Here is a 13313-nt window from a genome sequence, read left to right as displayed (position 1 = left end):
GATAACGGCCTATTTCTACACGCCACGTTGTTCCATCCTAGTTGTGATTTTAAATTATTTAAATTTCGTTAACTCTTCATAGTTCGTAATGTTAAGTATGATTTTTCCTTCTTAATGAATGTTATTTTGATAATAAATTTCTGTAATCAGCTCAGAGAACTTTCTTGAATCTTGGACCATTTGATTGAATATTTCCTGATCAGCTTCATTTATTTCCCCTGTTTCATTATAGTTAGAAGATATTGCGCTAATTTTTGTATTCATTTTATTGGCAATAGGAACTAATAACTCTGTCGATACTCCCGAATCTATAACTTTAGAATAGCCCTCTACACGATAAAGCCGATTATTGATTTCCTGAATGCTTTTACCATCCAACTCTTGAAGGTTTCCAAGATCATGATAAAAATTGCTAGCTTCCCCGTAAAAAAATGAAGATAACAAAAATGGTCAATCATGGTGGTATCTGACCATAATCAACCTGTTTGATGTACGGTTGTTTGGGTGAAAAATTCAGGCATGGATGTGCGTACGAAGGAAAAGACAAAATCTTTTACGGGCATTACATAGGTAACTAGGTAATTTGTTAAATGATGGGATCAATCGGCACCAGGCAGTGCCTTCTCTATCATAATAATTATATCTATACCCCTTAAGGATTTCAGTAAAATGACCATTATCCCAGACATGTGATGAATTATCCAAATATACATGTCCTTTAGTAAAGAAAGATAACTCATTATCACCATTTGATAAAAATAAAGCATTCGAATTATTGCTTTTCATCAAATTGAACACCAGAGATAACGTAAACTTAAAGGATTCATTATTGTATAAATTGTTTATAAAGCGAATACTCAATGTACTTTCAAATACAAACTCACTGCTCAAAAACTGAGTGTCATAAGCGTTATACGGATATTCGCCAAACTCCGTTAAGTAGACAGACAGACCCAGTGATTTTTCAAATTGACTAATTTTAATTCCTTTTGGAATTTCTATTACATCAATATTTTTATATCCCATTGAAGCTAGTTCTTGTAATAAACAGGATTCAGATATTTTTCGTTCTGTTTTGAGAGAATATTCAATAGCCACTTGAGCACCCCTATTATGGTAAATCAATTGCTATTAATTCTTCAAGTCCATTAATCGGCCAATCTGCTAATCGTTTAAAATTGATATAGTGTTAATTAAACTAATTCCCACCATTTCAAATAACAATGATGAGGGTCTGTTTATTAAAGTGTACAACATAATTGCTCACTAGTCCCCTATATTGATGACGTTATCTCTAACCTGATAGATGATATATTTATGATTCCATTGCTGCACGGTAACAATCGTTTCTTCATTTCCCTTTTCAATAATTTATCCTTTGTATTCAACGTGTACATGAGCTTAAAGTTATGGAATCCAATATTATTGATATAGCCACCTGCGAATATAACGATAAGAAAAACGATGCCAATAATACCGAATGCTATGATCTTCCAAGGTCTCTTCAAAGTCATTCGCCACCTTAATGGATATGAGTTGCCGCGCACTATTTTTTACTGCACCACTCACTTCAAACTTTAATATTCGATTTCATCATCCATATGTTTAATAAAATCAGATCCCGAATCATACCCTGGGAATGGATCAATCGGATTTGAAGCCGTAAGATTAGCTTTATAATGAGCTTTTTTAGACGGATTCCCACCAATGAAAAAACCTTGAAAGGTACGAAGCCTATCAAGGTTTCACAATAAGAGGTCGCAAGGCCTAAGCGGGGTTCTATCTCTTGTGCTTTTCAACAAATTGATTTATGCCAGCAAATACTATATCTTTAATTACTTCTGTATAGTTACTGTATCCGCCCTCTTTTTCAATGATTATGTCTAACATATTTTTTAATTTGCCATCTATCATAATCGTTATTCCTTCGACGTGTTCACCAGTTTTTTCGTTCTCGAACTTTTCAGACAGTATGGTTATTTTATTATCACTCATATCTTCCCTCCATTATTCTCAAAAATTCAAAGTTCTCTTTTATCGACATTTACATATAATGAGATAAGGACTATAAATGTATTTGATTCAGTGAGAAGATTTTAATTTAAGTAACTCTGCTAGCATTTTCCTATCCAGAAACCATAAATCTTTCGTAGAAACATACCACGGAACTCGACAGGCCAGGGGAAACTATGGATTCATTTATTTACCCAATAAAAACCAATGCATCTCCTCGTTGAAAAGCCGTAGGAAGCTTAGTTTCAAGAAGTTCAATTCTAGATAGCATCTGTTTTTGCACATCATCCTGTAAGTTTTTTCGTGCCCAGTCTTTAAGTAAACTAAGTTCATGTATCAAACAAACAGCATCTTCTTTTGTGACATCTATTCCATACCTAATACCCACAATCCACTCCATATTTATTGACTCAATTGCAGGTATCCAGTATGTTTCAAAGAAATTTTGTGTAGCTATTGGAATACTGAAATGTTGTTCAAATTCGTTTTGTGGTGCTAGAATTATTGCTGAAACGGCCAGAATTAACTCCCTCCTTTTCCAAATTCAGCAGTAAAAGTATAGTCTAGGAATTACAAAAAAAACAGGTCAATCATGGTAGCATCTGACTATAATAACCTGTTTGATGTAACGGAATAGTGATATTTAGGTTGTAAAATCTGATTGAACATTACTACCCATCTCACTCGGCACTGGTAGCCAGTCCTCTTAGCCACTTACTTCACATTTTTCTCTTTAATATGAGCTTCTTCTATACCTTTAATATTTTTTTCTAACCTTCCTGATGTTCCGTTTTCGCTAAATCAATCGCCACGGCTAGTTTAATTTGAAATACTTTACTCAACTGTTTTTGGAAATCCTTCAGGTTGTAAGTGTCAATTAAAGGAACTTCCGATTGATTGACTCTACTAATTTCAACTTTAGCGATTTTATCAGTGTCAACCAAAATAGTGTATATATCCTCGCCTTGTTCAGGTGTCCAATTCAAAATATACGCACTTTTTAATTCTCCAAAAGTATCTTTTAACACATTCATTATTAATTCGACTTTTCCGTCTTTAGCCAAAACCAAATTCGAACCCTCTAGTTCCTTTCTGAATTCTTGTTCTTGTTTACTTCCTTTGAGTTTCATTTTATCACTCCCGGTGTAGCAGTAACTAGATTTCCATGCTTATCGGTTAATACAGTCATAATATTTGTTGGAGAACCACTAAACTTGTCAATTCCTATGTTAAAGTCTAAAGTAACTTCCCTCACATATCTAGCTTGAAGAGGGTAATATAGGGCAAAAGAAAAACCTTGACTGAGTGACGAGCACTCGATCAAGGTTATACTAATTACTCTACGGTTACATTATCACTTCTAAATGTCATTATTTTTATATCTTCTTCACCTTCAAAGACGATTTTTATGTCTTTCGACGTTGAAGAAGAATCCACATCCGTACAACTGATCTCCAAGATTGAATCGGAATCTACCGTATCATTTGTTGAATCTAAATGATACCTTTGTACATTTTCAAAAGTAACCTTAATTAATTTCATTTCATCTTCCTCGGGGCTGTAATTTTTTTGTCTCCAATTACAGAGATCGATATCGAGAACCAGTTTCTCGCCGTTAATACTAATATTTTCTAATAGGCTGTCATGTAGATCGTATTCTTCAATAAAAGTAGCTATTTTCATACTTACTCACCGTCCTTTATTACAATATGAGAAGCTTTCGAACCTTTCCCCACAGGATTTCCGTCAATATCAAAATAATAATCGACTTTTTTATCGGTATAATTCGGATTGTGGATATGGTAATGGTCTACCGCTTCAAATCCTGTTGCACCTTTCTTTCCTGGATCATAACTAATTTTCACACCTGTTTCAGGATTATAATATTCCCGAGACATGGTATTCTCGGCTTTCCTTGGATCAGTTACATCCTGCCAGCCTTCGTTGAGCAATTGATCTGGTGTCTTTGTTCGTATGTCGTTGATCATGCTGCCCATGGCTTTACCCGTACCCTCATCCCCCGACTTCTTACCGTCATCATCACCGCCACCGCTACCGCTTCCATTACCGGCACCACTACTGCTACCATTACCACTACCACTACCGCCACTATTACCGCCACCAAGATCATCATGCTTATTATTCAGCGGGCCTCTACCCCTAATTCCAGCGCGGTTGAGAATAGCGCCTCCAAGGATCATAGCCGACTGTTGACCCAAGTAATTGGACCAGCCGCCTGCTGAATCGACTTCTTTCATTGTGTCTGCCACGATTTTCTCACGATATTCGTTACTAAAAACCATTCGGCCGGCCCATACCGCTGTGTCCCAAATCTCCTCGACCGTCCCGACGGTTGCATTATAGAGCATCTCTTGCCCGGTTCCAAGCGGATCTTCGTACAAGGATATCGCCGTATCCTTTAACGAGTTCCCGAACTGGGCGGCCCCGATCTGTACGCCCTCCCATAGTTCCCCTGCTTCTTGCTTCACGGTGTCCCATACGTTCCCGGCTTCCTGCTGCACCGAATTCCAGGCTTCCTCCGCTTTTCTCCCGGCATCCTCTACGGCACTATGGCCTGCGGGTCCCCTCATCATAGGGAATGCTCCCAGCACATGCCCAGCAACTTGGATCGGTTGTCCCCGCTCATCTGCTGACTTAAATCGTTGGGCAATCCCTCTAAGCTCCAGGCTTGTCCGATGGATATGCTCCGTGGTCTGCGTCATCTCCCGATGCGCCTGCTGAAAATCCGCATAAAAACGGGTTCTCGTCGTACCTTCCCAGGCAGACTCCAGCATATGGATGTTCTGGTTCAGCATGTATATCATCGCTTCCAGCTGTTCATGCGCCCTGGAGCATTGCTCTGCGACCCGCAGCAGCATCTCCGGTGTGACCAAAATTCTACTCATAACAACCTCTCCATCTTGCTTCCGGGATTGAACCCGATCTCCGATCATAGTTAACTTAAATATTTTACTCCACTTGAATTATATGGAAAAGGTTCTCGAGACCTTGCTATTTTACTTTAAAACTAGGATCTTTTCCTCAGTTAGATGCGGGACTTTATTACGAGCAGGATTCGAATAACATGACCATTATTATAGAAGTTGTAGGATGAAGGGAGTCACGGAACATAACATACCGAAAAAAAAGGGGTGGGAATAGATGGATTAATTTATCTTTAATTATTCTCAGCCTGCTTGCTTGCAATGAATATCTGTTTAGAAAAAAAAATTTGTACTTGTCCTTAGGTCCTATATTTTAAAACGGAGTGGTATGATTGGTAAGGCGATTCTAGCAGGCTGGATATTTGGAGAAGGAGCTCATCCGTTCTCTTGATCAGATTCACTGCAAAGGCTTAGTTTCTTGCAGAAGTGCAGTTTTCCATAATTTCATTTAATGCATGATGAAGAGAGAACACGGGAGCGCTTAATCTATCGTTATACTTCTGCAATTCGATTAGAGCATATTGTTTTAACTCTTGAATAACCGGATCATCTAGTTGATCGGCTATATCTGGGTGGAAAGTGATTAAATGCCTGGAATCATCTACTTCTAGGATAGTGGACAAGGCTTTTAAAGGTGTCTTAAGTAAGGATATCGTCTGAGAAAGCTCTTCCCATGTCGCTCCATGTACAAAATCGCCAATGCCCGGATAACCTCCAGCATATCTGCAAGTTCTTCCAACGACTCCTTTGAATTTGGAGCGGTAAAATACTCCTCCGACTCTTCTTTGAGCTTTATGATCAATTCTTTCTTATACTCTTCCTTATCTAAGACCCGTGTGCGAAATTCTTTGCCTGTAGATTCAATGACTTGGGGAATCAGATCCCGAACTAGCTTATTGTAAACCGGCATAGATTCTCATCCTTTACATCGCTAATTATGTATTCATATTTGTATCATATCAAAGAATCGCTCGAACAAAGACTACTATTTTCCTGAAAACAGAAATACGACGAATACAATTTTGTTTAAAAATCTGCTCCCCACCCTCTCCTACACCCCCAACAAAAAAAGACCCCGAATTCCAACCTTAGGTTGAAATTCAAGGCCCTTCCCCCTACGAATAGATCACGCGATTATGCTGATCTGCGATACCCGATTTTCGATAAAAATACGTATTGATGACATCGCACCACTCCTTTGCACTCTCTAGTTGTTCCAGCAAGCGCTGTTTAACATGCAGGAAGCGTTGCTGATCAAGCTTATGCTCCAAGGCATCCCAGCGTGCGAGCCACTGCTCCACCTGCTCGACTCCTGCAAAATGAGTGTCATAAATATGCTGAATGACCGTCTTGCCGGACTTTAACACATGGGTATAAGAAACATGGTGGAAAAATAGCAGCAATTCATCCGGGCAAGTCTCTAATCGCTCATACATCGACGCATGGGCGCCAACATATTGGCCGGCGTACCCCGTTCCCGTGGCCTGCGTCCTGTCAACGCCGATCCCGTCGCGGTCCGCGAAATGATACGTTCCCCATTTGGAGTATTCATATCCGTCCACGTCTGGGCCGTAGTGAACATGCGGCACGACCATCCAGCCCACGCCAAGCGGAGAGGTATAATTCTCGTAGACCGGCCACGATTCCATCAGAATGTCCATCACGGTCCTCGTCACATCCGGATCGGGTCCAAAGGTCATCCGGCTCCACTCTTCGGCGATTTCCTCCGCCGTCAGCTCCGGATTCCACAGCAAGCGGCCATAGCCGTAAAGGTTGGACTGGGCAAGGTAGTGACCGGTCCAGTTGAAGTCATCACCAATATTGGACACGGCTGTTATGCCGCTGTGCTGATACGGATACACCCGTCCGGCTACAATATCTTTCACCTTGCTGCCCTTTCCTTGGCACAGCGTATCGAATTCCAGCACCTCTTTCCATTGCGGAATTAAATAACATACATGCCTTTGCTGTCCCGTATACTCCTGCGTAATCTGGAATTCTAGCAACTGATTCGTTCGTTCCATCGCTCCAAACAATGGCGATACCGGCTCTCTGACCTGAAAATCCATCGGACCGTTCTTGATCTGCAGGATCACGTTGTCCTTGAATTTGCCGTCCAGCGGTTTGAAATGATCATATGCGGCGCGGGCGCGGTCCGTCTGGCGATCCCGCCAATCCTGATGGCAATCGTACACGAAGCATCTCCATAAGACGAGTCCGCCGTAAGGCTCCAGCGCTTCTGCCAGCATATTGGCTCCATCCGCATGATGGCGTCCATAGGTAAACGGGCCGGGACGGTTCTCCGAGTCTGCCTTGACCAGAAATCCGCCAAAGTCAGGAATGGTTCGGTAAATATCGGCCGCTTTCTGTTTCCACCAATTCTGAACGGCCGGTTCTAACGGATCCGCTGTGGATGTATCCCCAAGCTCGATCGGTGCAGCAAAGTTCACGCTGAGGTAGAGGCTGATGCCGTAATCGCGGAACACATCCGCTACGCGTGCCAGATCCGGTAGCAATTGCGGCGTGATCAGCTTCGTCTCGGTCTTATGCACATTCACATTATTGATTGTGATTCCGTTAATCCCAACAGAGGCGAGCATTCTGGCGTACGCCCGGACACGAGTCAGATCGGAGACGATGGTATGGTCCTTATAAAATATCGATCGGCCCGCATATCCGCGTTCAATGGTTCCGTCCATATTATCCCACTGATTCACCATGCGAAGCCGGTACTTCGGATGTTCGATCAGATCAAGCGCTTCGTTCGCTTGGCCCGTCTGCAGCAGACGCATAAAATGAAAGACACCGTACAGAAGTCCCCTGTCCGATCCTCCTGCAATGAATATGTAATCCTGGTCTCCTCTTACGACGCGGCGTATGATGTAGCCTTCATCTCCCACACGTCCGGCTTCCTCGGCTTCCGGCGAGCCGTCAAGCAAAGTCCTATCGATGCTCCCCAGCGTCCCTGCGACCAAGCCGCGGCCGGCATCCATCTTTTCACGAAGTAAGGGCTGCACACCTGTCAGTAGAGCAATGCCTGTGGTCAACTCCTGAATCGCTGTACGAAATACTTGCGAAGAAACCGCCTGCGCGGTCACTATCTTGCCCAAATAGCTTTCCAGCGGCTTAATTGCCGCAGCATGCTTCAGCGAGCTCCCATCAACCTGCAACCATGCCGGGTCATAACTGCTGTTCATAATGCCTCCTCATGATCATTTCACGAGCTCCGTCGGGTTCATGCCCGTGAATTTTTTAAATACCGTGCTGAAATACGGAATGTTTTTATATCCGACCTGTTCTGCCACTTGGTACACCAATGCATTTTTCCCCATCAGCAGCTCCCGGGCCTTCTCGACCCGTACTCTGGTCAAATAATTGTTGAACGTTTCTCCCGTCAAATTCTTAAAAATCATCGACAAGTAGTTTCTCGAAATATATACCTTATCCGCCAGTCCCCCAAGCGTGAGATCCTCGGCATAGTGCTCGTGAATGTACTCGATCATAAAGTCGACTGCCTGGCGATGCTTTCCGTTCCCGCCCCATTCGCGACTGCCGAACACGAGCCCGATCTTGGTGATCAGCCATTCCGCAAGCTCGGATGGACGCTGCAGTTTCGCCATTTCGCGCGTAATGCTGTCATTCGGGAAGAAATCGTCAACGACGGTCCCCGTCTCATAGAAAGCGAAGGCGATAATTCCCCATAGCTCCCCTGCCAGCATACTGACGTATGGTTTGGTGATGCCCCCTTGCTGTTCCAATCGCTTCATATAGTCCCTGATGATCGTCTGTGCTTGATGTTCTTGCGAGGTTCGAATCGAACCGGCCAGCTCCAGGTAAAGCTTAACAGGACGCACGGGAGGCTTGGCCTCCGCATTGCCCGGCTCCTGTGCACAGTAGAAATACAGCTCATACTCCGGAACCGCCGGCTGCGTATTCACATCGATCGCACGAAAGGCTTCTTCTGTCGAGATACCGATTTCCCTTATACTGCTCTTGCGATCACCGATGCCGATTCGGAGCTTCAGCTTCAAGTAGTTCTGCACACAGTCGATTAATCGGACACCCAGCTGCTCCAGCTGCTGCCGCACTCGCTCGGCAGACTCCATTCGACCATGATGAATAATGACCACGGAGCGGTTGGTGTGGAGATCCGTATGGTCGAAGCGGGGGAATGCCGCCTGGGTAATTTCGCACACCATATTGCTGATTGCAAATCGAAGGAGGCTCCAGTCCGGCAAGCTTAGATTAGCTGCCCGTTGATCGGAGATCAGCTCGATGCCAATGACCGTATGATCGAAATCGGTCCAATACCGATAAGGCTCGGGGATTTCCGTTTGGAGACCTGAATGTTGCAGTGCACCTGCTGCGGCCGATTTGACCCACTCCTTCTCCACGAAGGGCTCGTAAAGCTGCAGCTTCTGGAGCAGTTCATCCTGCTTCATGCGCAGCTCTTCCTGCTCCTCCAAATCGGATATGGCTTCATTTAAAACAGACTTCAGCGTCGGAAGGCTGATCGGCTTGGATAAGTAATCGCTTACGTTCAGACGCAAGGCTTGACGGGCATACTCGAAGTCCGAGTAACCGCTCAGAATGATCACTTTTCCTGAATAGCCGGTATTCTTCCGCAGCTGCTCGATCATATCCAGACCATTCATGACAGGCATATATAGATCGGTAATCACGATGTCGGGGCTGGCCGATTCAATCATTTCAAGCCCTTCTTCCCCGTTCAAAGCTTCTCCCGCCCACTCTGCATTCAGTTCATCCCAAGGGATGGCTTTTCGGATTCCCTGCAGCACGGCGCGGTCGTCATCAACGATTCCTATCTTCCACATCTGAAGATCCTCCTTCTTATTTGCAAAAAGGCAATGCCTCACATTAAAGGTAATACGCCATGCCCGATAGGCTATGAAACCGCTCAGGCATGACGTAAACCGGGAGTAGACCGGAACATATAAGCTGAATTATTAATTTGGATGCGGGGGGCAAGTACGAAAATGTTCCTACGATCGCTGTTGCTCCCGGATTTTTGGATTTTATATTAAGTGGTAAAAATCCGGTCACAAAGGCGACCACTTCCGTTTCTTCGGAATCATTTTACTCCCTTGCTAGCATCCATCTAGTTCTCATCTCATTTTATATGATCTATTCATATTCCTGCGAGGCCTTCTTCAACGATTCATAGGCCTTCTCCGGTGTTGTTCTGCCGAAGCTCAGCTCATCCCGGACGAGCGGGAAGTCTTTGTCGATGAAGTTCACCCAGCCTTCCGGCCCTGTCGTAAATATCTGTCCGTCCGGCGTCGTTGCGTCAATCAGTTTCATCCCAACCTTTTCGCCCTCCGGAAGATTCGGAATCAGCGACTCGGCGATCTTGGCATTGGCAGGCACGCCTCGAGCAGTTCCAAGGATAGCCCCTGCCTCCGGATCATTGATGAACCAGTCGATGAACTTTGCCGCTTCTTCCTTGTGCTTGGAATTAGGCGAAAGACTGAAGTACATGGACGGCTTCAGCCAGCCTCCCGCTTCCTCGGCCCGCGGCATCGTAACCAGATCGTACGCCCCTTCCTTCATGCTGTCCCATGTGGTGTAGTTATTGGAGAAGGAGTAGCGGAATAAGATCTTGCCGTTGACCAGCAGGTCTGCCGTCGGATCCATTTCCTTGTCGGATGCGTTCAAATCGGCTGGAGGTATAAGTCCGTCCTTGCGCAACTGTTCAAACTTCTTGGTCCATTCCAGGAAAGTCGCTTCATCAATATTGAATTTGCCGTCTTCCGTAATCAAGGTGCCTTTACCCTTGGCATAGTGATAAGCGCTGAACATAAAGTAGTTGCCGGCATAATCCAGCGTGAAATATTGGCCATCCGCCAGTTTAGGCTTTACCTCTTCCGCCAATGCGAAGAAATCATCCCATGTCCAGCCGTCTGTCGGCATCGTTGCGCCAAGCTTCTCAAGAGCCGCCTTGTCGTAGATCATCCCAAAAGCAACCGATCCCAGCGGCACGCCGTATTGTTTGCCGTCTCTCTGCCCGATTGGCAGCAGGCTCGGCGTCAATTCATCCAGTCTAACCTTGGTGTCGAGCTCTTCGAGCTGGTTGCGGGATGTCCAGTCCGAAACCCAGCCCGGGTCCATTTGGAAAACATCCGGCTCGTTATGCGCTGCTGCCTGAGTGGAGAGTTTATCCAGGTAACCGTCCATCCCGGAATATTCGGGCTCGAAGGTAACATGCGGATTTTTCTCCGTATATACCTTCAATGCCTTCAGTGTAGCTTCGTGACGCGGCTGTGAACCCCACCACATAATCCGCAGCTTGACATTTTCTTCCGCCGAACCGCTCTCGGCCTGTGTATTGTTCTTGGTTGAGGTTGTGCTTTCCGTGCTTGAGTTGGTGCTTCCGTTACCGCCGCATGCCGCCACCAGCAAGGAGAACACCATCCATAACGCGACAATATGCAATCGCTTCCATTTGTTCATGCCGACTTCCCCCTAAAAACAATATATTGTGGTCAATATGTATCCTATCAATTCCAGGATGACAGGAGTATAAGAGAGATGCACAATTTATTATAAAATCGTCTGATTATGTTTTAACGCTGTGCTTCCTCAAGCCTTGGAAAGGCGATCGATACAACCACTCCTCCATTCTCTCCATCTTTAACGAGGATCTCATAATTATTGTTAAAGAACGCCGAGAACCGCTCTCTTACATTCCGAATCCCGTATCCTCCTCTGCGGCGATGGTTCTCTTTGCTCTGAGGAGCAAGCCCGCTTCCGTCGTCGATAATCGTCATTCGGATCCGGCCGCCCTCTTCCTCAGCCTTAATATGAATTCGGCCGTTTTGCCTTGCATTAAATCCGTGTATGATTGAATTTTCGACGAAAGGCTGGAGCGTCATTTTGGGAATGAATAAGTTGCGGATTTCCTGGGAGGCATGCACCTCGTATTCCAGACCGTCTTCCCACCGGATCTGCTGGATTTCCAAATAGCATGCGACGTGAGTCAACTCTTCTTCAATCGTAATAAAGCTTTCTCCATGCGATAATCCGATGCGGAACATGCGGCCCATCAGCTCCAGAATGCGACTCATCTTCTCCTGTCCCTCCGCAATCGCCATCCAGTTCAGCTGGTCCAAGGTGTTATATAGAAAATGCGGATTAATATTGGCTTGGAGCGCTTCGATTTCCGCCTTCCGCTGCTGCTCGTAACGCTGCGCAAGGGATGTGTACAAAGCCTGGATTCTCTCATTCAGTCTGCGAAACCCTGCAAACAGAATGCCGAATTCATTCGTGTAATCACCGGCCAGCTCAGCTTGTCTCCCACCGACATCGTAATTCTTCATCGCTCTCACTAACTGGGCGATCGGCTTCAACAATTGCCTGCTTAACCATAGCGTTAACAAGAAAGCCAGCAATAGGGCTCCGATGCCGATGGTAATAATGGCTCCAGCCAGCTTGATGCTGCCTGACGTAATTCTCTCCCATGGGGTAATCTCCACCAGCATCCAGTTGGAGTCGGCGACTTTGGAATAGACGACCAGAGACTCGACGCCATGCTGTGTATGCAGCCGTGACACACCGGATTGGTCCGTGAACCGCAAATCCTGCTCCTGTAATCCGGCATCCCTCATTGATTTCCCGACGCTCAGCAGCTCCCTGCCGTTCAGATCCAGCAGCATCCGGTTGGAATCTTTGGAATATCCCTCGAGAATCCCGCGGATCCAATCCGCTTTCACATGCACGACAAGAATACCCAAGTACCGGGAGTTGTTGTACACCTTGCGGGAAAAGCTCAGCACAGGCACGTTCCCATTATAGGTCGTTAAATCATGCTCCTCTGACCAAGAAAAGTCATTGTTCTGCAGCAAAGGATACCATGGCTTTGTCGCAGCCTCCGTTAATCCATGGAACTGAATATAGCTCTGCCGATCCCCCCACTCCGGCTGTTCCATGTATAAATCGATGGCTTGAATTTGCGGAATCGAATAGGTGAGATGAGCCAGCGCTTCCTGTATGCCCTTGGACCTCCGGTAGTGGTTGAACTCATCTTCTTTTCCCGACAGAAACGTAAGTAAATCGTTGTCCCTGGACGTTGTCAGCGATATCTGCTCGATCGAAGTCAGGCGACCCGTAATTTCGTTGTTCAGCTCCTCGAGCAGTCTTTTTTGATAATACGACGTGTTTTCAGCCAATTCCCGCGAAGTCATGACATAACTGGTCCATACCGTGATCGCCAGCACAATCGTGATCAGTCCTGCAAAGCAAATAATAAACAGGGAATCGATCCGGTATTTTTTGAAGGGATTGATCATAATTCTCATCCTCCATGCTTTACATTCCTATCAGAAAAAAACATTGAAG

11 protein-coding genes and 1 pseudogene are annotated in these 13313 nt (G+C 45.2%); all 12 read right to left on the bottom strand.

Annotated features, from left to right (window positions below; translation table 11 throughout):
- Positions 1-111: 111 nt before the first annotated feature.
- Positions 112-444, bottom strand: coding sequence for a hypothetical protein (locus tag MKY82_RS05450; protein WP_339295680.1), 333 nt, complete (start codon positions 442-444; stop codon positions 112-114).
- 69 nt (positions 445-513) lie between these two features.
- Entirely contained in the window at positions 514-1098 is a 585-nt protein-coding gene (locus tag MKY82_RS05445) for a SitI3 family protein (protein WP_339295679.1), read from the bottom strand.
- A gap of 681 nt (positions 1099-1779) precedes the next feature.
- The gene (locus tag MKY82_RS05440) at positions 1780-1995 is read right to left on the bottom strand and encodes a hypothetical protein (protein ID WP_220686443.1); all 216 of its coding nucleotides are present in this window, start codon (positions 1993-1995) and stop codon (positions 1780-1782) included.
- Between the two features lie 208 nt (positions 1996-2203).
- Complete coding sequence (locus MKY82_RS05435; RefSeq protein WP_233354758.1) at positions 2204-2413, bottom strand: hypothetical protein; 210 nt, start codon at positions 2411-2413, stop codon at positions 2204-2206.
- Positions 2414-2783: 370 nt separating this feature from the next.
- Entirely contained in the window at positions 2784-3143 is a 360-nt protein-coding gene (locus MKY82_RS05430) for a hypothetical protein (RefSeq protein WP_194541076.1), read from the bottom strand.
- Between the two features lie 205 nt (positions 3144-3348).
- Positions 3349-3696, bottom strand: a complete 348-nt coding sequence (locus MKY82_RS05425; protein WP_194541075.1) for a hypothetical protein — start codon at positions 3694-3696, stop codon at positions 3349-3351.
- Positions 3697-3698: 2 nt separating this feature from the next.
- Complete coding sequence (locus MKY82_RS05420; RefSeq protein ID WP_339295678.1) at positions 3699-4919, bottom strand: WXG100 family type VII secretion target; 1221 nt, start codon at positions 4917-4919, stop codon at positions 3699-3701.
- Between the two features lie 701 nt (positions 4920-5620).
- Positions 5621-5868 (bottom strand): annotated as a pseudogene (locus MKY82_RS05415) (nucleoside triphosphate pyrophosphohydrolase); the annotation flags it as partial.
- 205 nt (positions 5869-6073) lie between these two features.
- On the bottom strand, positions 6074-8155 hold the full coding sequence (locus MKY82_RS05410; protein WP_339295677.1) for an alpha-glucuronidase family glycosyl hydrolase: 2082 nt from the start codon (positions 8153-8155) through the stop codon (positions 6074-6076).
- Between the two features lie 15 nt (positions 8156-8170).
- Positions 8171-9793, bottom strand: coding sequence for a response regulator transcription factor (locus MKY82_RS05405; protein WP_339295676.1), 1623 nt, complete (start codon positions 9791-9793; stop codon positions 8171-8173).
- Between the two features lie 310 nt (positions 9794-10103).
- Positions 10104-11429, bottom strand: a complete 1326-nt coding sequence (locus tag MKY82_RS05400) for an extracellular solute-binding protein (protein ID WP_339295675.1) — start codon at positions 11427-11429, stop codon at positions 10104-10106.
- A gap of 113 nt (positions 11430-11542) precedes the next feature.
- The gene (locus MKY82_RS05395; RefSeq protein WP_339295674.1) at positions 11543-13264 is read right to left on the bottom strand and encodes a sensor histidine kinase; all 1722 of its coding nucleotides are present in this window, start codon (positions 13262-13264) and stop codon (positions 11543-11545) included.
- Positions 13265-13313 lie beyond the last annotated feature (49 nt).

The organism is Paenibacillus sp. FSL W7-1279 (assembly GCF_037969845.1).
Classification (GTDB): Bacteria; Bacillota; Bacilli; order Paenibacillales; family Paenibacillaceae; genus Paenibacillus_AQ.
The sequence above is the reverse complement of the archived record's forward strand: the minus strand, read 5'-3'. Positions and strand labels throughout refer to the sequence as shown.